Here is a 21,919-nt window from a genome sequence, read left to right as displayed (position 1 = left end):
TGGGGGCAAAAACCGTGAATAAAGATGGCTTTAATATCTTCAGAAGCCGAGGGCGGGGTTTAATCAAACCGAGGTCAATTGTAGCTGAGGCCCATGGCAGAAACAGCCTGGCGCATGTCTGGCGGCAAAGGCAATTGCCACTCGCAATTTTCACCGGTCATGGGGTGGATAAACCCCAGTTTATGGGCATGCAAGGCTTGGCGCTGTATGTTCGAGTTGACTTTTCCACCATAGAGCGTATCCCCGACCAGTGGGTGGCCCAAATGGGACAAGTGAACCCGAATTTGATGGGTTCTACCGGTTGACAAGGTGCAATGAAGCAAACTGACATCTTCGTTGCGGGCCAAACAGGCGACGTGGGTTTGAGCGACTTTTCCGGGATGCCTCGACAAGTCGACCACCGCCATGCGCAAACGCTGGCGCGGGTCTCTGCCAATCGGCAAATCAACATCTCGCCCACCACCTTGCCAAGATCGATGCGTCAAAGCCAAATACTGCCGATGCACATGACGCTTTGATATCAAACTCACCAAGGCATCCATACAAGCACGGCTGCGCGCAATGACCATCAACCCACTGGTGTCTTTGTCCAGACGGTGAACTATCCCCGCCCTGGGTATGTGCCACGAAGAAGGGTCTAAGGCCAGTAAGCCATTGAGCAAGGTGCCTGACCAATTCCCCGGCGCTGGATGAACCACCAATCCAGCAGGCTTGTAAATCACGCGCAAATGGTCATCCACATACACGGTTTCAATCGCCATTTCTTGCGCTTGAAAAGCCTGGCTTTGCAATGTGGGTCTGATCTCTACTTCAAAACCTTGCCCAAACTTGACTTTGGAGGATGGTTTGAAAGCCGATAAACCCTCTAAGGGGCGAACCCTTTGGTCTGCTATGAGCTGCCCGACAAAGCTGCGAGAGAAGTCTTTCAGCGCTTGGCACAAAGCCAGATCAAAACGCATCCCATGTTGATCGGGCGTGATGCGTATTTGCCGCCATTCAACCTCTGTCCCTTCAGGATCTGGGCCATCCAACAAATCCTCTTCCACCAAGCCCTCCGTGGCGGCCGTGGCTGGGTTTGACATGATCGATAATGGGCGAGTCAAGTTAGACAAGGTGTATGAATGTTGAGATTCTTTAGATTATCGAGCTTAATGGCCCTGTTGTGGTTGATGGGGGGCTGCGCATCGAATGACGACCCCACGGTTGGATGGACCGTTGAAAAACTGCACGCGGAAGCCAAGGATGAAATGGCGGCTGGTGCCTATGAAAAGGCCATCGGCCTTTATGACAAGCTCGAGGGGCGTGCGGCAGGTACTGTTTTGTCGCAACAGGCACAACTGGAAAAAGCTTTCGCGCAATATAAAAATAACGAACCGATATTGGCTGTGGCCACTTTAGATCGGTTCATTCGACTCAACCCCGTGAACCCCGCCTTGGATTACGCCTTGTACCTGAAAGGCACGATTAATTTCAATGACGACCTGGGTTTACTCGGGGGCATTTTGAAGCCCGATTTGTCGGAGCGCGATCAAATGGCTGCTCGCCAATCCTTCGAAGCATTCAAAGAGTTGGTGACACGCTTTCCTGAATCTCGTTACGCCACTGACTCCATTGCCAGAATGCAATACATCGTGAATACATTGGCCAGGTCAGAGTTGAATGTGGCCAAATATTATTTGAGAACAGGTGCGTGTGTCGCTGCTGTGAACCGGGCTCAAACCGTGGTGCAAGACTTCCCGACGTCGGAGTCCATCGAGGAGGCCTTGGGCATATTGATGCGTTGCTACGACACCCTGGGCCTGAGTGCACTGAGGGACGACAACAAACGAATATTGGAAAAGAATTTTCCCAACAGCCCATTATTGGGAAAACCGATTGTGAAAGTCGCCCCCACTGCAGACCCTATCAAGAAGCCTTGGTGGAAGCTGTGGTGATGCTCACCAGAGCGTCCCAGAAATCATCGGTCTGAGCAATCTGCTGCATCATCGGCAGCGCCGCCAATATGCGCCGCCCATAAGACGCGCTCAGCAAGCGGTTGTCCGCAATCAATAAGCCACCCCGGTCGGTTTCGTGTCGGATCAAACGTCCTGCACCTTGTTTCAGAGCCACGATGGCTTCAGGCAAGGAATGATCTGAAAATGCATTTTTCCCTTGCACCTGTAGCCTGTTGCCCTTGGCTTTGACCAGTGGGTCAACGGGGGAGGGAAAAGGCAATTTATCAATGATCAACAATTGCAAGGCTTGGCCGGGGACATCAAAGCCCTCCCAAAAGCTGGCCGAGGCCACCAAAACACAACCTGGCGCCCCCCCATCGCTGCCCTGGCGAAAACGTTCCATCAACCGTCTTTTCGGCCACTGGCCTTGTTGCAATACCTCGATGCTCGAAACATCGGATAGCACTTGGATGAGTTCCTCTCCAATCACAGACAAAGCTTTCAAGCTGGTGGTCAAGACCAAGGTGCGGCCACCCAATCGGCGGGCTCCTTCTGCTGCGAGACTGGCCACCGCCAGGCTGTGATTTGGATCAAGTGGTTTGGGAAAGTTCGCGGGGATGTGCAACAAGGCTTGGCGCTGGTAATCGAATGGGCTGGCAACGCGCATGACAGTTGCGCCAATCAAACCGATGGGCTCGGTGAACCAATTCAACGAAGGCTCATCTCCCAGTGTGGCGGAAGTGAATATCCAGGTCTTGGGCAACGTCCCCTCGCTGGCGTCTGGTGAGGCTTTGTTCAACTCCGTGCTGAAAGCATCGGCAATGTCCAAGGGTGATTCAACGCATTTGATTTGCCCGGCTGCTTCAATCCAACGCACGGCGGCAGCCTCAGCCGGTTGTAAAAACTGATCAACCCTGCGCGCCAATTCATTGGCCCGTTCATACAAGCGAACAAAGTCAGGAGCAATTTCGCTCACAGAGTCCAAAGCCGACATCAAATGGGCCAAAGCCACGCCCACATCTTGCATGACTTGCTGCCAGAGTTGCGGGTGACAACCCAGTGGAGAGATTTGATCCCAGCCCAGCCGACCCCCTGCAATTTGCTGAGGCAGGGACAACCGCCAATCACGGGCCGCTTTTTCCAAACTGCTGCACAAACCATTCCAGTCGGCCAATCCACGTGCCATTTGCAATCCAGCTACCAAAACATCGCGCCGCAAGTCGATCAGTTGGGCGCTCGACAAGTCTTTGCCCAAAAATGCCACGCCCGTTTCGTTCAGTTGGTGCGCCTCATCAAAAATGACCACCCGCACAGAAGGCAATAACTCAGACATGGAGGCTTCGCGAATGGCCATATCTGCAAAAAATAAATGGTGATTGACCACCACCACATCTGCGGCCATGGCTTTGCGCCTGGCCTCCAACACATGGCAAGATTTGAAATCGGGACAGTTGGACCCCAAGCAATTTTCCCGGTTAGACGTCACCATGGGAATGATGGGAGAACGGTCGTCCAACCCGTCCACCTCGGCCAAATCGCCGGTTTGGGTTTGTTGCGCCCAATTGACAATGATGGCCATGTGTGCTCGACCATTCCGGTCAGTATGCATTTCTTGTCCCATGTGCTGACGCATGCGGTGGGTGCACAAATAGTTGGATCGGCCTTTCAGCAATGCCAAACGGATGGGTAAGCCCAGCGCATCAATCAATGTCGGCAAGTCACGGTCAAAAAGTTGATCCTGCAAAGCTTTGGTTGCGGTAGACAGCAAAAGACGCTCGCCACTCATCAAAGCCGGAACCAAGTAGGCGTATGTTTTACCCACACCGGTACCCGCTTCAACCACCAGGGATCCGCCCTGCTCAATTTGACGGGACACCGCCAAAGCCATTTCAGTCTGACCTTGTCTAACAAGAAAGTGTCCAGGCATCTTGGACAGCAAGCCGTTTGCGCCAAAGGCCTTGACCACTTGTTCAGTGAGTGACCCCTGAGCCTGAGCTTGAATCCCAGAATGGTGGCGCAGGGAATCCGACTCCTGGGTCATGGCGATGTTGAGATTTCAGAGGCTATCAACCCCTTTTTATCCACCCAACGCTTTTCAACAGCGTCACGATGTTGTTGAGCGCGCAGTTGTTTTTCTTCAAACCTCTTGCGCTGCACATGTTCTTCTTGAGGAGATTTTGAGTTCGTTCCAGCACCTGGATCAGCAGCTGTGACTTTCTTTGTCGGCAAAGGCATTTGGACATCGGACATGGGCTTGGGCAACGCCTTGCTTGCGACTTCATTTGGTAATGTGGGTGCCTTCTTGGCCAGGCTTTGCATTTTTTCTTGGGTATTTTGAGCGCGAATCCTTTGCATGTGCTCAGCTTCGCTTTTTTTGAGTGGACTCAATTCAGCATTGAGCACCGCTGTAGCTTCTTGCTTGCAATCAGACACCGCAAATTTCTGATAACAAAGCCGAAGTGACTTTTCATATCTTTCTTGTGCAGCCCGTTGTTTAACCAAATAGTCGGCTTCATGTCCGATTGGCGACTCACTCCAAGCACAGACAGGGCAAAGAAAAGCAAGAACCAAAACTATCCGACAGCCTTTCAAGACCGGTGTCATGGCAGCGATCTCATGTGAGCGCCGTGTCAACAAGTCGCCTCTCCATAGCCAAGTACTCTGAGGATTGCATTTCCTGAAGCCTTGAAACAGTTCTGGGAAATTCATGGGACAGGGGCCCTTCGATGTACAGCAGTTCTGGAGCCACCTCAGCCGAGATGATCAACTTGACTCGCCGATCGTATAAAACATCGATGAGCCAAGTGAAGCGCCTGGCCTCAGAGGCCATTCGCATGGGCATCTGAGGCACATCGCTGAGAAAAATGGTGTGAAACTGGGACGCCAACTCCAAGTAATCGTTTTGTGAGCGCGCGCCGCCACACAAGGTTTTGAAATCGAACCAAGCCACACCTCCAGCGCGTCTCAAGGCACGAACATCTCTGGATTCAATGCGCAACACAGGGTCTTGGTCTGCACATTCAGCCAAACGGACAAAGGTGTCAGACATCGCCAAGGTCACACTTGGCGTCAAGGGAGTGTGGTAAAGATTGGCTTGTTCTAATGTTTGCTGCCTATAGTCGGTTCCGTTGTCCATGTGAACCACTTCCAATTTCTCATTCAAAAGGGCAATCGCTGGCAAAATACGGTCGCGGTGCAAGCCATCTGGGTACAAATCATTGGGCTTGAAATTGGATGTGGTGACAAATCCAACACCATGGCTGAACATGGCATCCAAGAGGCGGTGCAAAATCATGGCGTCCGTGATGTCGGCCACGTGAAATTCGTCAAAGCATATCAATTTGAAACGCTGGGACATTCGTTTTCCCAACTCGTCCAAGGGATTGACTGTGCCTTGCAGCTCATGCAATTCACGATGCACTTCACGCATGAATTCATGAAAATGCAATCGCGTTTTTCGCTCAATCGGCACAGCATTGAAAAAACAATCCATGAGAAAGCTTTTTCCTCGCCCTACGCCGCCATACATGTAAACGCCCCGTGGAATTTCAGGCCGACTGATCAGCTTTTTAAAAGCATTGGATCGTTTGTTTTTGTACACAGACCAATCGTTGGCGCAACGATCCAAAGCTGCCACCGCACGCAATTGTGCGGGGTCACTCACATGACCACGATTGGCCAATTCTTGAAGGTAAATTAGGTGAACAGACATGATGGGTTCCGATTGTGCCCTGAGCTGCATTGCTTTCAAGCCTTGACAGCCACAGACCAAGCCCTGGCAGGTCCAAAAAAAACCCGCCTAAAAAGGCGGGTCTTGGTCACCGCTGCAATGCTCAGAAATTAAGCGTCCTTTTATCAACTGCCAAAGCCGCCTCTTTGGTGGCTTCGCTCAAACTGGGGTGGGCATGGCAAATGCGGGCAATGTCTTCGGCACTGGCCTTGAACTCCATCGCCACCACGGCTTCGGAAATCAATTCCGACACCTGCGGGCCCACCATGTGCACACCCAAGATTTCATCGGTTGTGGCGTCCGCCAAAAACTTCACCATGCCGGTGGTGTCACCCAAGGCACGGGCACGGCCATTGGCCAAGAACGGGAAGGTGCCCGCTTTGTATGCCACGCCATCGGCCTTGAGTTGCTGCTCGGTGCGTCCCACCCAAGCGATCTCAGGGCTGGTGTAAATGACCCAAGGGATGGTGTTGAAGTTCACATGACCGTGTTGCCCGGCAATGCGCTCGGCCACCGCCACGCCCTCTTCCTCGGCTTTGTGGGCCAGCATGGGGCCACGCACCACATCGCCCACCGCCCACACGCCAGGCAAGTTGGTTTTGCAGTCGGCGTCCACCACGATGGCGCCACGTTCGTCAAGCGCCAAACCCACTGCATCTGGGTGCAAGCCGGTGGTGTTGGGCACACGGCCAATGCTGACGATGAGTTTGTCTGCATCTAACTTGACCGCTTCGCCCTTGGCGTTGGTGTAATTCACCGTCACACCTTTTTTGCCATTGACGATCTCGCCGACCTTGACACCCAGCTCAATCTTCAAGCCTTGCTTGTCAAACGCTTTTTTAGCCTCTTTGGCGATTTGTTCGTCCACTGCGCCGAGGAAAGTGGGCAGGCCTTCCAAAATGGTGACCTCCGCGCCCAAGCGACGCCACACCGAGCCCATTTCCAAACCAATCACGCCGGACCCAATGAGCGCCAATTTCTTGGGCACAGCGCCCACGCGCAACGCGCCATCATTGGACAGCACGTTGACCTCGTCAAACGGTGTGCCGGGCAAGGCACGGGCGCTGGAGCCGGTGGCGATGACGATGTGTTTGGCCGTCAGGGATTCTTCCGTTTTGCCAGACACCTTGATTTCATAGCCTGTATCCGACTTGCTGGCGAAAGCACCGCGTCCATGGAAAAACGTGATCTTGTTTTTCTTGAACAAGAACAAGATTCCATCGTTGTTTTGCTTGACCACGGTGTCTTTGCGCTTGAGCATTTGCGTCACATCCATCTTCACGCCGGTGGTTGTGATGCCATGCTCGGCGAAGTGGTGGTTGGCGTGGTCAAAATGCTCGGACGACTGCAGCAAGGCCTTGGAGGGAATGCAACCCACATTGGTACAAGTGCCGCCAGGGGCTGGGCCACCGGCGGCGTTTTGCCACTCATCGATACAGGCGACTTGAAAACCCAACTGGGCTGCGCGGATGGCGGCGATGTAGCCACCAGGCCCTGCGCCGATGACGATGACGTCGAATGGTTTGCTCATGTTGATTACCTTAAATGTCAAAGAGCAAACGTGCTGGGTCTTCCAACGCTTCTTTCATGGCAACCAAACCTAAAACAGCTTCACGGCCGTCAATGATGCGGTGGTCGTAGGACATGGCCAGGTAATTGATCGGGCGAACCACCACTTGACCATTTTCAACGACAGCCCTGTCTTTGGTGGCGTGGACACCCAAAATGGCCGACTGAGGCGGGTTGATGATGGGTGTCGACAGCATGGAACCGAAAACACCACCATTGCTGATGGAGAAGGTACCGCCAGTCATGTCCTCAATGCCGAGCTTTCCATCGCGGGCCTTGGCGCCAAATTCCGAAATCTTCTTTTCAATTTCAGCAAAACTCATTTGGTCGGCATTGCGCAAAATGGGCACGACCAAACCCCGGGGAGAACCCACCGCAATCCCGATGTCAAAGTAGCCGTGGTAAACGATGTCATTGCCGTCCACGGAGGCGTTGAGAACCGGGTATTTTTTCAAAGCATGGACAGCTGCTTTGACAAAGAAACTCATGAAGCCAATCTTCACCCCATGCTCTTTTTCGAACTTTTCCTGGAAACGCTTTCTCATTTCCATCACTGGCGCCATGTTGACTTCGTTGAAGGTGGTCAAAATCGCATTGGTCGATTGCGATTGCAACAAGCGCTCGGCCACCCTGGCCCGCAAGCGGCTCATGGGTACCCGTTGTTCGGGTCGATCGCCCAAGTCCACCGCGGGTCCGGCCACTTGAGGCAAGGCCGTCGCAACGATCCCCGTCGGAATGGGTGATGCGACAACAGGCTTGGCACCACTGGTCACCGCGCCCAATACATCGCCTTTGGTGATCCGCCCATCTTTGCCACTGCCAGCAACAGAGCCCGCTGGCAAAGCATGATCGGCCATCAGTTTGGCTGCAGCCGGCATGGCCACATGGGCTTTGCTCGTATCCGCCGGTGCACTGGCCGGTTTGGCCGCCGAAGAAGCAGCAGAAGCCGGGGCGGAAGCTGGTGATACGGACATTTTGCCTTCGGTATCAATGCGCGCAATCAATTGCTCAGCAATGACAGTGCCGCCATCTGCCACCAAAATTTCAGACAACACGCCAGCCGCGGGGGCGGGCACCTCTAAAACAACCTTATCGGTTTCAATTTCAATCAAAATTTCATCGGCAGATACCGTATCCCCAGCCTTCTTTTTCCATTGCAACATCGTGGCTTCAGCCACTGATTCGGACAATTGCGGAACTTTTACTTCTACGATCGACATGTGTTTTTCCTAAGATGGGTTTTTGAAGCGGGCCCTCAGCAGGGGCTCTCGCTTGATTTCATTTCGTCAGGACGAAGCCTTTGAGCTTGGCAAAAGCCGCATCCACCAAAGCCCTTTGCTGGTCCTGATGCAGGTGTGAATAGCCGACCGCAGGTGAGGCAGAAGCCGCACGTCCTGCGTAACCCAACTTTTGCCCATCCAGCATGTTTTCGTGGATATTGTGCTGAATGAAAAACCACGCACCTTGGTTTTGCGGCTCGTCTTGACACCAGACAATCTCTGCCGCGTTGGGGTATTTCTTCAATTCGCTGGCAAAAGCTTTGTGCGGGAATGGGTACAACTGCTCTAAACGCAAAATAGCCGTATCGTCATGCCCTTTTTCTTCACGCTTTTTGGCCAGGTCATAGTAAACCTTGCCCGAGCACACCAATATGCGTTTGACCTTGTCATTTTTGAGATCGGCGTTATCAGGGATGATGGTTTGGAATCCGCCCTTGGTGAACTCAGACACAGGGGACGCGGCATCTTTGTTTCGCAACAAAGACTTGGGTGTGAAGATGATCAAAGGCTTACGCAAATTGCGCACCATTTGACGACGCAGCACGTGGAAAATCTGGCTGGCAGTGGTCGGCTGGACAATTTGCATATTGGTGTCTGCGGCCAATTGCATGAAGCGCTCCACCCGGGCCGAACTGTGTTCGGGGCCTTGGCCTTCATAGCCGTGGGGCAGCATCAAAGTGATGCCGTTCACACGGCCCCACTTCACCTCGCCAGAGGCAATGAACTGATCAATCACCACTTGAGCACCATTGGCGAAGTCGCCAAACTGAGCCTCCCAGATCACCAAAGTGTTGGGGTCGTTGGATGCATAACCGTACTCAAAACCCAAGACAGCTTCTTCAGACAATATGGAGTCGATCACCACAAAGGGCGCTTGCTTTTCGTTGACGTTTTCCAAGGGCACGTAGGTGCCGATATCCCATTTCTCACGATTTTGGTCGTGAACAACGGCATGGCGGTGCGTGAAGGTGCCTCGCCCCGAGTCTTCACCGGACAAGCGGATGGGGTAGCCAGAGGACACCAAAGACGCAAACGCCATGTGCTCGCCCATGCCCCAATCGACGGGGATGTCACCGCGCCCCATGGCAGCGCGATCGTCATAAACTTTTTTGACCAATTGATGCGGGGTTATGGAGGCTGGCAAGGTGGTGATTTTTTCAGCCAAACGCTTCCATTCCGCAAGAGGAATGGCCGTATCCCCCGCATCGGTCCATTTCTTACCCAAGTAAGGCGACCAATCCACCGTGAATTTGGTTTTGAAGTTGGTCAGAACGGGGTCCGAGGTGTGTCGACCCTCATCCAAAGCCTGCCGATAGGCTTTGACCATGTCGTCACCCAGTTGGCTGCCCAAGCCTTGGGTGGCCAATTTGTCGGCATAGTGTTTGCGAGTGCCCGGATGCGCAGAGATTTTTTTGTACATCAACGGCTGGGTCAGACTGGGGGTGTCTTGTTCGTTGTGCCCCAATTTTCTGAAGCAGGTGATGTCCACCACCACGTCTTGTCGGAAAGCCATTCGGAACTCTAAAGCGAGTTGGGTGGCCAAAACAACGGCCTCTGGATCGTCGCCATTGACATGCAACACAGGGGCTTCCACCATTTTGACGATGTCTGTGCAAAACACAGAAGACCGCATATCTCGGGGGTCAGAGGTGGTGAAACCAATTTGGTTGTTGATGATGATGTGAACGGTTCCACCGGTGGTGTAGCCACGCGTTTGGGCCAAGGCCAAGGTTTCTTGGTTCACGCCCTGCCCACCAAAAGCGGCATCGCCATGCACCAAGACTGGCAGTACCTGGTCCCCTTTGGGATCGCCGCGGCGGTCCATGCGGGCGCGAACGGACCCTTCCACCACGGGATTGACAATTTCCAAATGCGAGGGATTGAATGCCAGAGAAAGGTGAACTGGGCCGCCAGGGGTGGTCACATCAGAGCTAAAGCCCTGGTGGTATTTCACATCGCCAGAAGGCAACTCTTCCGGTGCAGTGTGATCAAACTCAGCAAACAAATCTTTGGGCAACTTGCCCATGGTGTTGACCAGCACATTCAGTCGGCCCCGATGGGCCATGCCAATCACCACCTCTTGGACGCCCAGGGCACCGGCACCTTGAATCAACTCATCCATGGCCGCAATAAAACTCTCTCCGCCTTCGAGTGAGAAACGTTTTTGGCCGACGTACTTGGTGTGTAAAAACCGCTCCAAGCCCTCAGCGGCTGTCAGACGATCTAGGATGTGTTTCTTCTTTTCCGCAGTGAAATTGGGCTTGCTGCGAATGCTTTCCAACTTTTGCTGCCACCAGCGCTTTTGCGTCATGTCCGAGGTGTACATGTACTCTGGGCCCAAAGTTCCGCAATACGTGTCACGCAGTGCGTTGATCAGCTCGCGCAAGCTCATCCGATCCCGGCCGAAAAAGGTATTGCTGGTGTCAAATATGGTTTCTTGATCGGCGTCAGAAAAGCCATAAAAGGACGGCTCAAGCTCCGGAATATTCGGGCGCTCTGTGCGTTGCAAGGGGTCCAAGTTGGCCCACCTTTGTCCCACATTGCGATAGGCTGCGATCAGTTGCTGGGCTGCAGTGCGTTTGCGCCCCATCTCCAGATCGTTGCTGGCCATGACCACGCGCGTTCCACCGGCTTTGGCACGTTCAGCAAATGCATTCACTACTGGCAAATGGGCCACATCTTTGGCTTGACTGCCGTCAACCGCATTCACATGCTGCAAAGCATCGAAATATGAGCGCCAAGAATCTGGAACGCTGCCGGGATTGGTGAGGTAGTTTTCGTACATCTCTTCGACGTACGGGGCGTTACCACCAAAAAGGTAGGTGTTGCCAGAATAGGATTGATAGACGGATGTTCCGCCCTGAGATGGATCACTCATTTCGCTGACCTCCGCACCCCTTGAGGGCGCATAAGCTGGTTGAAAAAAACCTTCCGCGACACGGCTAAACCGATTGGCGGATGCGACTGTGGCTGGGAAGGGCCTAAGTACGGATCAGATTGTGCCATTGATTTTGAGGCCACAACCCGCGGGGGAAAACCATGGGCAGCCAACAAGGGTCAGCCGACTTGATGCTTGATCTGCTCCAAGGCGCCAGGGTCTTCCATGGTGGTCAAGTCGCCCGGATCGCGCTTCTCGCAAACGGCTTGCAATGCACGCCGCAACAATTTTCCGCTGCGGGTTTTGGGCAAAGCAGACACCACAAAGATCCGCGAAGGCCTGGCCACTGCCCCCAACTGCGAATCCACCAGTTTCATGACTTCACCCTCGAAACTCAACTTAGAAGCCGCAGTTTGAAGCTCGCTGGTGTCTCTGGGAATCACAAATCCCATGGCCACTTGGCCTTTGAGTGCGTCAGCAACGCCAACCACCGCAACTTCAGAAACATTGGGGTGGCTGGATATGCTCTCTTCAATCTCACGGGTGCCCAATCGATGGCCTGCAACATTGATCACATCGTCGGTTCTGCCCAATATGAAATAGTAGCCATCTTCATCCCGAATCCCCCAATCGAAGGTGGAATAGACTTGTTTGCCTGGAACGCTGGTCCAATAGGTTTTAACAAACCGCTCATCATCTTGCCAGACTGTTTGCATGCACCCAGGCGGCAGAGGCCCCTCAATGGCGACCACCCCTTTTTGATGAGGTTCGACCAGCTCCTCACCGGTGTTTTCGTCAAACAGTTTGATGTTGTAGCCATACATGGGTACGCCAGGGCTGCCAAATTTGGTGGGCAAATTTTCAACCCCATGGGGCACGGTGAGGACTGGCCAGCCTGTTTCCGTTTGCCAATAGTTGTCGATGATGGGTTTACCCAAGCTGCTTGAGATCCACTGAGCCGTTGGCTCATCCAGGGGCTCGCCCGCCAAATACAGGGCGCGCAGGCTAGACAAGTCGTATTTGGACAAAAAAGCGGGGTCTTGTTTCTTCAAGACACGCACAGCAGTGGGCGCGCTGAACATGATGTTCACTTTGTACTTTTCAACCAATTTCCACCAGATGCCGCCGTCTGGACGGATGGGCAATCCCTCATACATGATGGTGGCCATGCCCGCCATCAAAGGCCCGTAAATGATGTAACTGTGCCCCACCACCCAGCCAATATCGCTGGTCGAAAAATAGGTTTCCCCTGCCTTTGCATTGAAAATATGCTTCATGCTGGCAGCCAGCGCAACTGCATAACCCCCGGTATCACGTTGAACACCCTTGGGCTTTCCTGTGGTGCCCGAGGTATACAGGGTATAGCTGGGGTGGGTGCTGTCGACCCACACACAATCTACTTTTGCATCTATGTGGGTTTGTCGCAACCCCTGATAGTCGTGGTCGCGCTCGGCATGAGCGCTGTAGGCAACCAGACCTCGATTCACCATCAACACGGCATCAGGTTGATGATGGCTCAAGGAGATAGCCTCATCCAACAAGGGCTTGTAGGGCACCAATTTTCCGCCTCGCGAGCCCGCATCGGCACTGATGACCACAAGCGGCGTGGCGTCATCTATGCGGGTGGCCAAAGAATGCGATGCAAAGCCGCCAAACACAACTGAGTGAATGGCACCAATGCGCGCACAAGCCAACATGGCAAAGGCCGCTTCAGCGATCATGGGCATATAAATCAATACCCGGTCACCCTTGGTCACGCCCAAGCTGAGCAAGATGGCGGCCATTCTTTGAACCTCTTGGCTCAGCTCCTCAAATGTGTAGACCTTTTCGACATCCGTCTCGGTCGATACAAAAATCAAGGCGGGCGAATTGGCATGCGCGGGCAAATGGCGATCAACCGCGTTGTGGCACAAATTGGTGGTGCCACCAGCAAACCACTTTGCAAATGGCGGATTTTGATAATTCAAGACCTCGCGGGGTGAAGTCTTCCAATCGATCAGCAAGCTTTGCTCACGCCAGAATGCTTCTGGCTGGCTCAATGATTTTTGGTAAAAATGGGCGTATTGATTCACGGGCATGTCTCCATTTTTTATGCAGCCTGATTATGGGCATCCGCCTCTTTCACTCAGCTGACGCGAACCCTTTGCAACCGCGTGTCCGTTTAAAATTTGCCCAGGGCTTGAATCACCGCTGTGCTTTCAGTGGCCTTACTGGAGCGCAACCACTCCATACATAACATGTCCACCGTTGTCAACTCGACGCCGACCGAAGCCAATCGATCAAATGCAGCATCCCTGTCTCTTGCTTGCATTGCGGTGCATGCATCGACAACGACAATGGTTTCATAACCCAAATCCATCAAATCCAGCGCGGTTTGAACTACACCCACATGAACTTCGCAACCAGCCAAAACAATGAGGGGCCTTTGAGGTTCTGAATGATCCGTCGGTTTTTGAAGGTGCTTGGGCAAGCTGCGCGCATTACCTGCAGAAGGATTGCGAACGGGGTTGAGATGTGGGGACAACATATCAGCGGCACTGAACAAAGCGCTCTCCATCGGGCGTTCGCAAAAGGCTTGACACGCTTTCATGTAATCACCCCAAACGTGTGGCATGTGAACCACCGACCAAATCGGTATCTGAAAGATTTGGGCGACGCGTGCCAACTTTTGAACTTGCGCAGAAAATTCTTCCGGATCTATGCTTTTGGCACAAACAGTTTCCTGACAAGAAACGAGAATCAATTGAGCGTCATTTTTATCGAATAGCATTGAAAAATCCTATAGCAATTTTTAAACATGGGGCATTCAACTCGTGATGATCTGATCCAAATCACCGAATCGCCATGGTGGGCATTCAAAGTACAAGACAATAGCATCAACGAAACCCAAACCACCTCTTTGATCATGCAACACGACCTGCCCCATCAACGCACTGGACGCTTGGCCAATTTTATTTTTGCCAGTCGCTGGCTTCAATTGCCCCTGTACCTGGGCTTGGTTTTAGCCCAATGCGTTTATGTCTACCACTTTTGGATTGAATTGATCCATCTGATGGAGGCCGCTTTTGGCAGCCAAACCGCAGTGCAATCTTTGGTCAACAGCATTGGTTACAAAAGCGCCGTCAATTTAGATGGACTCAATGAAACCCTCATCATGCTGGTGGTACTTGGATTGATTGATGTGGTCATGATTTCCAACTTGTTGATCATGGTGATCGTGGGGGGCTACGAAACCTTTGTTTCAAGAATGTATTTGGAGCATCACCCGGACCAACCGGAATGGCTGAGCCATGTCAATGCCTCTGTGCTCAAGGTTAAATTGAGCACAGCCATCATTGGTATCTCTTCCATCCACTTGCTGAAATCTTTTATCAATGCCGAAAATTACAGCGATAAGGTTTTGTTGTGGCAAACGCTGATTCACGTTACTTTTTTGCTGAGTGCTTTGGCCATCGCATGGACAGACCGATTGATGCACCATCCAGCGCCATCGCAAAACATGAACCCTCATTGACTATTGACTATTGCCCATTTCATGTCAGCGATTGCTGGAGAAGCATGGAAGTCAGGCAGGTATGTTTTTGTGATGGGCCCATTGAAACGGTTGTTGGTACAACCAAATTGGCCGGTTTTCGCTGGCTTGGCCGACAGCAGTGGGCACCAAGCCATGGGCCTCAAACTCTAAACTGACCATCCAAGCGCCACGTTTGAGCTCTTGGGATGCCTTGAGGGCAGCACGCTCCATGGTTTCGGGTCTTTGAAACAGATAGACCATATCGCACTCGGCCCACGATGCTTTCCAAATGTCTGCAAACCATATTCGAGCCCAAGGACATCGAATGGCACAGAGCCATCGCAAAGGCCAACTGGCGTCAATGCCCCAAAAATGCGCACGCGGGTAAGCCAAGCGCAGGGCCATCAGCCCATCTCCCAAGCCACAACCTGCATCCATGATGATGGCACCCTCTTTGAGGGGTGCTTGTAAAGGCAATTCTCTCAAAGCGTTCAGCGGTGTGGGAAACAAAGGGGCATCACGCCAGGAGCGAACGGGATAAATCATCAAAGCCAAAACCAATGGCAAAAGCCAGGCCCAAGCTGGCATGGGTGCTGAAAAGGAAATCCACCAAGACAAGGGAAAGCCCAAAGCCAACACCACTTGCCGCATGCGCGTTCCACCCAAAACACTGCACACCAAACCCGTACCGGTGGCGACCACCCAGGGCCAAGGTGATTGTAAAGATGTGCTATTTAAAAAGGTAAAAATCAGCCACGTTCCAGACCAGATCAACAGTGCTGGTACCGGCCATGTCAGCAAACGGTGCACGGACTTAACCGCGTTTGTTCAATTGGCCAACGAACTCGCCGCCTTTTTCAATTTCAATTTCCGAGTATTCCAACTTGCCCGTGACCTTGCCAGTTTGGCGAATCACCAAGGACTCTTGACAGTCGATGGTTTGACCCAGTTGGCCCAAAACATCCACCCGTCTTGCTTTGAGTTTGCCATTGAATTTGCCAGTAGAGCCCACCAGGACCTCATCAGCGGTCAACTCGCCTTCGATGGTGCCATAAACAGTGGCTTTTCCAGGAACGTGCAATACGCCTTTGGCTGTGACGCCAGAACCAATGGTCAAACTCGGTAAATCATTTGCAGAAGTGGCCATGTCAACAACTCAGTAAAAAAGAATGATCAATCAAATGAAAAGAAGGTATCCATTGAGGGTGCAAAAAACACCCACCGCCCCCAAAGTCAATGAAGCGCCGAGCAACAAACCCACACCCGTGATCAAGGCGACGGAGGTCAACACAATAGATATTTGCAGCAATGCCTCGGCATAGTCAAACCAGGGATCACGGCGCAGAGCCAGATCACGCTCGTGTTCATGTTCTTTGGCTTGCAGCATCAATTCTTTTTTGCCTTCTTTGGTATCGGGTTCAGATTCATACCTTTCGATGTTCTTTTTGTAGGATTGCAATTTACCCTCAACCAGTTCACGGGTTGCAGGGCTGAGTTTTTCTTGCGCCAAAATGAATTGAAGGTCGTCCGCCGCCAATTTGTAGCTGGTTTGCCGAATATTTTTAGCCTGGTAAAAGGCGTAAGCATTTGACGCCAAGATATTGTGCATAGTGGCTTCTTTGGATGCATTGCTCCCACCCAAACTTGCCAAGGCCAAAACCATGGCCAACAATGACACCAGCAATGCGCATCTGGATTTAAATGGATCCGAGTGCGTTTCCAATAAATCGTCTGGCTTGGCAGATTCCATCAAAACCTCTTGCAATAAAACCCAATACTATCAGCAGTGAGTTTGTCTTTTCAACAAATGAAATTGATCAGATGATCGAGACGCCACTGAACGTCATTAAGTCACTGGTTGACTGTCACATGATGTGACAAACTGATTGTCAATTGGCCGATCTGGTCATCTCAGCTATGCAAAGCTTGCAAAATGCGAAGCTCACGGGATCAGAGGTTGAATGGATTCAGGAAAGGAATGCGCAATAGGGAGAAGAATGAACCCACATCAACCGAAAGTTTTGATGCCCACTTGTTTCATTTCTCCCCGGAATTGACCGCCACGTTCGATCTCGATTTCAGAATATTCAATGGCACCACTGACTTTGCCCGTGGAGCGAATCATCAAATGATCTTTACAAGTAATCACCTGATGCAGTTCGCCTTGCACATCTATCTTGCGAGCAGTGATCAAACCTGTTATTTTTCCAGTCGGGCCAATCTCCAACTCATCGGCCGTCAAATCACCGTCCACGGTGCCATTGATAACCGCCTTGCTGGGAACATTCAGCGACCCTTTGAAGGTCACACCTTGACCAATGGTAATGCTTTGGTTATCTAACAGTGCATTCGACATGTTCATCTTTCAGGTCAGTAAAGTCGATCAAGACTCAAAAATTGCTTAATTCAAAAGTGCTTGTTTCAGCAAACTGTAAACATTGTAGGGCTCATTTGCGACGCTTATGCAAACTTGGGGTTAATTTATTGTCGGAATGACACAACTTTTTTGTGATAAAAATTCTGGCATCTATCCAATCATCAAAGTGATCACTTAAATTCGTCGCCATGAATCTTTAGCATGATCTTGCCAACGTGCACAGAAGACTCCATCAAGCCATGGGCCAAAGATGCATCGTCCATTTCAAAAACACGGTCAATGATGGGCAATGCCTTGCCCTGGCCCAGCAAAGGCCAAACATGTTCTTGTAACGACTGGGCAATATGAGCTTTGTCTTCAATGGTGCGCGGCCTGAGGGTGGAACCTGTGAAAGCAATCCGCTTGACCATCAAAGAGGTGAGGTCCACATTCACTTTCGCGCCCTGTAAAAAAGCAATTTGAATCAATCGACCTTCAACCGCCAAGACTTTGAGGTTGCGATCGACATAGTCCCCGCCAACCATGTCCAAAACAATGTCCACCCCTTGTCCTTGGGTGAGGCCGAGGGTTTCGGTCACAAAATCTTGCGTCTTGTAATTGATCGCCGCATCGGCCCCGGCCTTCAAACACGCCATGTTCTTTTCGACGGAGCCCGTCGTGCAGTAAACCTTGGCGCCAAAGGCTTTGGCCAGCTGAATGGCCGTCAAACCAATACCGGAGGAACCGCCATGAACCAGCAAGGTCTCACCGGCTTTCAGATGACCGCGCAAAAACAAGTTTACCCACACCGTGAAATAGTTCTCTGGCAAAGCTGCAGCTTGCAACAAACCCATGCCCTGGGGTATGGGCAAAGCTTGCGAGGCAGGAACAGCAACGAAATCAGCATATCCACCGCCATTGCACAAAGCGCACACCCTGTCGCCCAAAGCCCATCCACGGACACCCTCACCCACGGCCGCTATGTGCCCAGAAACTTCCAAGCCCATGATGGGAGAAGCACCCTTGGGTGGCGGGTATCTGCCGCTGCGTTGGGAACAATCAGGCCTGTTGACTCCCGCAAAGGCGACTTTGATCAACACCTCCCCGGGGCTTAAAACCGGCACGTCGGTTTGCGCTGGAACCAGAACCTCTGGGCCCCCACCCACACCATGTGATATGTATTTCATCAATCGACTCGAAGAGGTAAGTCCAGCAGATCGTCGGACTTGAACAACATCACACGGCCTTGAACCAAGGCCCCCAGATTCACAGGCGATCCGCTGAAAGACAGATTCCCCGCTATTGATTCATCCGCCCATGAATTTTTAGTGATTTGCCCATTCAAACCCCAAATCATCGCCGATGATTGAATCCATGCGCATCGCTTCATGAGAGGTTCCTGAAAGGATTCACTTGTTCTTTTCTTTCCCACGAGGCATGACCACAGTGGTCACGGCAGCGCGCATGGGCTCACCTGTCAGGGTCTTGGGTGCAGAGGTATCCTTCTTAGGCTTTTTACTCTCTTTGTTTGACTTTTGCTGACCTTTGGCCATGAGAAACTCCTCGCAATGTTGGCCCACCTCGTGGGAACTAGATGAATGAGTCTACCCCTTCTTCTGAAACCACCACAATAGTCTTTGAAAGCGAATTCACGCCACCCTGCGAAGGCATGGCAAGACGATTCAGGGTTTTCACTAAATTCTTTCTCATTATTCAGTGGTCTACTGATTTCACGATAATTCACCATCAAACCCACTTTTTTTTCCCAAGGAGACAGCAATGAAGGTTGAAATCACAGTTAACGGTCGGGCACGATCAATTGATGCAGCACCCAACCTCTTATTGGTTCAAGCCATTCGTGAAAACTTAAAGCTAACTGGCACCCACGTGGGCTGCGACACGGCCCAATGCGGAGCTTGCACGGTCATCTTGAATGGCAACGCTGTGAAGTCATGCAATGTTTTGCTGGCACAAGCCCAAGGGGCACAAGTCACCACCATTGAAGGTTTGGCCGATGCAGATGGGACCATGCACCCCATGCAGTCCGCCTTTAAAGACTGCCATGGTCTGCAATGTGGTTTTTGCACCCCCGGAATGGTCCTGAGCGCGATTGACCTGTGCAAACGCCATCCCAATGCCAGCGAGCAAGTGATTCGCGAACAGCTTGAAGGCAACTTGTGTCGATGCACTGGTTATCAAAATATTGTCAAGGCCGTGCAGCAAGGTGCTGCAGCCATGAAATCTTGAAATTAAGAAACCACAGGAGACAACCATGGGTGCATCAGATTTTTCAAAACTTCCTCATATCGGAGAGTCCTTTTTGCGCAAAGAGGACTACCGGTTTTTAACCGGTGCGGGTCAATACACTGACGACATCGATTTGGCCAATATGTCACATGCCGTCTTTGTGCGATCGCCGCATGCACACGCCAAGATTAAAAGTATTGATAAAAAAGCAGCCCTTGCTGCGCCTGGTGTCATTGGCATACTGGACGGTCATGATGTGGTTGACGCAAAAATCAACGGCTTGCCCTGTGGTTGGCTGATCACCGATACCAATGGGCAACCCATGAAAGAACCGCCCCACCCCATTTTGGCCCAAGACAAAGTCCGCTATGTGGGTGACCATGTGGTGATGGTGGTGGCAGAGTCATTGGAACAGGCTAAAAATGCAGCCGAACTTGTGACCGTTGAGTACGATGTTCTGTCATCCGTGGTCGATGTGCGCGATGCGAGCAAAGCAACCGCCTTGCACGATGCCGCACCAAACAACCACTGCTACAAATGGGCCATCGGTGACAAGGCACAAGTAGATGCCGCGTTTACCAATGCCGCCCATGTGACCCAACTGGATTTGGTCAACAACCGATTGGTCCCCAATGCCATGGAGCCGCGTGCTGCCATTGGCTCCTACAGCCGCGCCAACGATGAATACACATTGTGGGTTTCCAATCAAAACCCACACGTCGAGCGCTTGCTGATGACGGCTTTTGTGATGGGCTTGCCCGAACACAAAGTCCGGGTCATCGCCCCCGACGTGGGTGGTGGTTTTGGGTCCAAAATTTATTTGTACGCCGAAGACGTTTGCTTAACATGGGCGTCAAAAAAGCTCAATCGCAATATCAAGTGGACCTGTGACCGCTCAGAAGCGTTTTTGAGTGACGCCCATGGCCGGGATCATGTCAGCCATGCTGAAATGGCCATGGACAAAGACGGAAAGTTTTTGGCTCTGCGCGTTCATACCCATGCGAATTTGGGTGCATACCTTTCCACCTTTTCAACCGCAGTTCCCACGATCTTGTACGCCACGCTGTTGGCTGGGCAATACACAACCCCACAGGTTTACGTCGAAGTTGATGCATGGTTCACCAACACCGCACCGGTTGATGCTTACCGTGGTGCTGGCCGGCCAGAAGCCACTTATTTGCTCGAGCGAATTGTCAGCCGTGCCGCATGGGATATGGGATTGACGCAAGACGAAATCCGCAAACGCAATTTCATCACCCAATTCCCCTACCAGACGCCGGTCGCGCTGCAATACGATGTGGGCGACTATCACGCCTGCATGAACGAGGCACAAAAACTGGGCGATGTGGCGGGTTTTGCGCAACGCAAAGCCACAAGCCAGTCCAACGGCAAATTGCGCGGCATCGGCTACTCCAGCTACATCGAGGCCTGTGGCATTGCCCCTTCAAACATTGCCGGCGCACTGGGCGCCAGGGCCGGGCTTTTTGAGTGTGGTGAAGTTCGCGTGCATCCTACCGGCAGCGTCACCGTTTTCACTGGCTCGCACAGCCATGGACAAGGGCACGAAACCACTTTTGCCCAAGTGGTGGCTGCCAGATTGGGCATTGCCGTAGAAGCCGTTGACATTGTCCACGGTGACACAGGCAGAGTCCCATTTGGGATGGGCACCTACGGCTCACGCTCGATCTCAGTGGGTGGTGCCGCCATCATGCGCGCCCTTGACAAAATTGAAGCCAAGGCGAAAAAGATTGCCGCCCATTTGATGGAGGCATCCGATGCCGATATTGAGTTCGCCAATGGCGAGTTCAATGTCAAAGGCACGGATAAAAAAATCACCTTTGGACAAGTGGCCTTGACCGCGTATGTGCCGCACAACTATCCACTGGACAAGCTTGAGCCGGGTTTGAATGAAACGGCTTTCTACGATCCCACCAACTTCACCTTCCCCGCCGGCACCTACATTGCCGAAGTCGAAGTCGATCCATCAACGGGCGTGGTGAAACTTGACCGCTTCACAGCCGTGGATGATTTCGGCACCATCATCAATCCCATGATTGTGGAAGGCCAAGTCCATGGTGGTTTGGTGCAAGGTATTGGCCAAGCCTTGATGGAAAATTGCGTGTATGACAAAGAGACGGGGCAATTGCTGACTGGCTCCTTCATGGACTACACCATGCCACGTGCGGATGATTTCCCTGCTTTCACATTGGGTCATGTTTGCACCCCTTGCAGCCACAACCCCCTGGGGACCAAAGGGTGTGGCGAAGCGGGAGCGATTGGTTCGCCACCTGCCATCATGAATGCTGTTTTAGATGCCTTGGCGCCTTTGGGCGTGAAAAACTTAGACATGCCCGCAACGCCGCACCGCGTTTGGCAAGCCATTCAAGCCGTCAATACTTAAAGATCAAAGG

19 protein-coding genes are annotated in these 21,919 nt (G+C 52.2%); 4 read left to right on the top strand and 15 right to left on the bottom strand.

The window, feature by feature from the left end:
• Window positions 1-74: 74 nt before the first annotated feature.
• The gene (locus AC8GFZ_RS03720) at window positions 75-1,082 is read right to left on the bottom strand and encodes an RluA family pseudouridine synthase (RefSeq protein ID WP_506642461.1); all 1,008 of its coding nucleotides are present in this window, start codon (window positions 1,080-1,082) and stop codon (window positions 75-77) included.
• Window positions 1,083-1,121: 39 nt separating this feature from the next.
• Here AC8GFZ_RS03720 and AC8GFZ_RS03715 point away from each other — a divergent pair, with 39 nt between their 5' ends.
• On the top strand, window positions 1,122-1,934 hold the full coding sequence (locus tag AC8GFZ_RS03715; protein WP_506642459.1) for an outer membrane protein assembly factor BamD: 813 nt from the start codon (window positions 1,122-1,124) through the stop codon (window positions 1,932-1,934).
• Here the strand turns inward: AC8GFZ_RS03715 and yoaA are convergent.
• From yoaA to AC8GFZ_RS03675, 8 genes are all read right to left on the bottom strand, one after another.
• Window positions 1,906-3,975: a DNA repair helicase YoaA gene (gene yoaA, locus AC8GFZ_RS03710; protein WP_506642457.1), complete on the bottom strand. Its 2,070-nt coding sequence runs from the start codon at window positions 3,973-3,975 to the stop codon at window positions 1,906-1,908. The genes AC8GFZ_RS03715 and yoaA overlap by 29 nt on opposite strands.
• Window positions 3,972-4,538 carry a hypothetical protein gene (locus AC8GFZ_RS03705; protein WP_506642455.1) on the bottom strand — a complete coding sequence of 189 codons (567 nt, stop codon included), beginning with the start codon at window positions 4,536-4,538 and terminating at the stop codon, window positions 3,972-3,974. The genes yoaA and AC8GFZ_RS03705 overlap by 4 nt, the downstream gene beginning before the upstream one ends.
• A gap of 10 nt (window positions 4,539-4,548) precedes the next feature.
• On the bottom strand, window positions 4,549-5,646 hold the full coding sequence (gene zapE, locus AC8GFZ_RS03700; protein ID WP_506644217.1) for a cell division protein ZapE: 1,098 nt from the start codon (window positions 5,644-5,646) through the stop codon (window positions 4,549-4,551).
• 121 nt (window positions 5,647-5,767) lie between these two features.
• Window positions 5,768-7,195, bottom strand: coding sequence for a dihydrolipoyl dehydrogenase (gene lpdA / locus AC8GFZ_RS03695; protein ID WP_506642453.1), 1,428 nt, complete (start codon window positions 7,193-7,195; stop codon window positions 5,768-5,770).
• A gap of 10 nt (window positions 7,196-7,205) precedes the next feature.
• Window positions 7,206-8,453 carry a 2-oxoglutarate dehydrogenase complex dihydrolipoyllysine-residue succinyltransferase gene (odhB, locus tag AC8GFZ_RS03690; protein ID WP_506642451.1) on the bottom strand — a complete coding sequence of 416 codons (1,248 nt, stop codon included), beginning with the start codon at window positions 8,451-8,453 and terminating at the stop codon, window positions 7,206-7,208.
• 58 nt (window positions 8,454-8,511) lie between these two features.
• Complete coding sequence (locus tag AC8GFZ_RS03685) at window positions 8,512-11,391, bottom strand: 2-oxoglutarate dehydrogenase E1 component (RefSeq protein WP_506642449.1); 2,880 nt, start codon at window positions 11,389-11,391, stop codon at window positions 8,512-8,514.
• A 179-nt stretch (window positions 11,392-11,570) separates the two neighbouring features.
• Window positions 11,571-13,469, bottom strand: coding sequence for a propionate--CoA ligase (locus AC8GFZ_RS03680; protein ID WP_506642447.1), 1,899 nt, complete (start codon window positions 13,467-13,469; stop codon window positions 11,571-11,573).
• 83 nt (window positions 13,470-13,552) lie between these two features.
• Entirely contained in the window at window positions 13,553-14,161 is a 609-nt protein-coding gene (locus AC8GFZ_RS03675; protein ID WP_506642445.1) for an isochorismatase family protein, read from the bottom strand.
• Window positions 14,162-14,296: 135 nt separating this feature from the next.
• Here AC8GFZ_RS03675 and AC8GFZ_RS03670 point away from each other — a divergent pair, with 135 nt between their 5' ends.
• The gene (locus AC8GFZ_RS03670; protein WP_506642443.1) at window positions 14,297-14,905 is read left to right on the top strand and encodes a TIGR00645 family protein; all 609 of its coding nucleotides are present in this window, start codon (window positions 14,297-14,299) and stop codon (window positions 14,903-14,905) included.
• 51 nt (window positions 14,906-14,956) lie between these two features.
• On the opposite strand, the gene AC8GFZ_RS03665 is transcribed toward AC8GFZ_RS03670, so the two are convergent.
• The 6 genes from AC8GFZ_RS03665 to AC8GFZ_RS03640 form a co-directional block, all read right to left on the bottom strand.
• On the bottom strand, window positions 14,957-15,556 hold the full coding sequence (locus tag AC8GFZ_RS03665; protein WP_506642441.1) for a class I SAM-dependent methyltransferase: 600 nt from the start codon (window positions 15,554-15,556) through the stop codon (window positions 14,957-14,959).
• Window positions 15,557-15,719: 163 nt separating this feature from the next.
• Window positions 15,720-16,052, bottom strand: a complete 333-nt coding sequence (locus tag AC8GFZ_RS03660) for a bactofilin family protein (RefSeq protein ID WP_506642439.1) — start codon at window positions 16,050-16,052, stop codon at window positions 15,720-15,722.
• A gap of 30 nt (window positions 16,053-16,082) precedes the next feature.
• Window positions 16,083-16,655 (bottom strand): DUF4337 domain-containing protein, encoded by a 573-nt coding sequence (locus AC8GFZ_RS03655; protein ID WP_506642437.1) that lies wholly within the window; start codon window positions 16,653-16,655, stop codon window positions 16,083-16,085.
• Between the two features lie 258 nt (window positions 16,656-16,913).
• Window positions 16,914-17,261, bottom strand: a complete 348-nt coding sequence (locus AC8GFZ_RS03650; protein WP_506642435.1) for a bactofilin family protein — start codon at window positions 17,259-17,261, stop codon at window positions 16,914-16,916.
• A 191-nt stretch (window positions 17,262-17,452) separates the two neighbouring features.
• Complete coding sequence (locus AC8GFZ_RS03645) at window positions 17,453-18,448, bottom strand: NAD(P)H-quinone oxidoreductase (protein ID WP_506642433.1); 996 nt, start codon at window positions 18,446-18,448, stop codon at window positions 17,453-17,455.
• 222 nt (window positions 18,449-18,670) lie between these two features.
• Window positions 18,671-18,814 (bottom strand): hypothetical protein, encoded by a 144-nt coding sequence (locus tag AC8GFZ_RS03640; RefSeq protein ID WP_506642431.1) that lies wholly within the window; start codon window positions 18,812-18,814, stop codon window positions 18,671-18,673.
• Window positions 18,815-19,040: 226 nt separating this feature from the next.
• Here AC8GFZ_RS03640 and AC8GFZ_RS03635 point away from each other — a divergent pair, with 226 nt between their 5' ends.
• Window positions 19,041-19,508, top strand: a complete 468-nt coding sequence (locus AC8GFZ_RS03635; RefSeq protein WP_506642429.1) for a (2Fe-2S)-binding protein — start codon at window positions 19,041-19,043, stop codon at window positions 19,506-19,508.
• 25 nt (window positions 19,509-19,533) lie between these two features.
• Window positions 19,534-21,909, top strand: coding sequence for a xanthine dehydrogenase family protein molybdopterin-binding subunit (locus tag AC8GFZ_RS03630; protein WP_506642427.1), 2,376 nt, complete (start codon window positions 19,534-19,536; stop codon window positions 21,907-21,909).
• Window positions 21,910-21,919 lie beyond the last annotated feature (10 nt).

Origin of the sequence: Limnohabitans rimovensis (SeqCode), assembly GCF_965234775.1 — a bacterium.
In the GTDB taxonomy this organism is placed as follows: domain Bacteria; phylum Pseudomonadota; class Gammaproteobacteria; order Burkholderiales; family Burkholderiaceae_C; genus Limnohabitans; species Limnohabitans rimovensis.
Note: the sequence above shows the minus strand (reverse complement) of the source record. Positions and strands in the feature narration are given on the sequence as shown.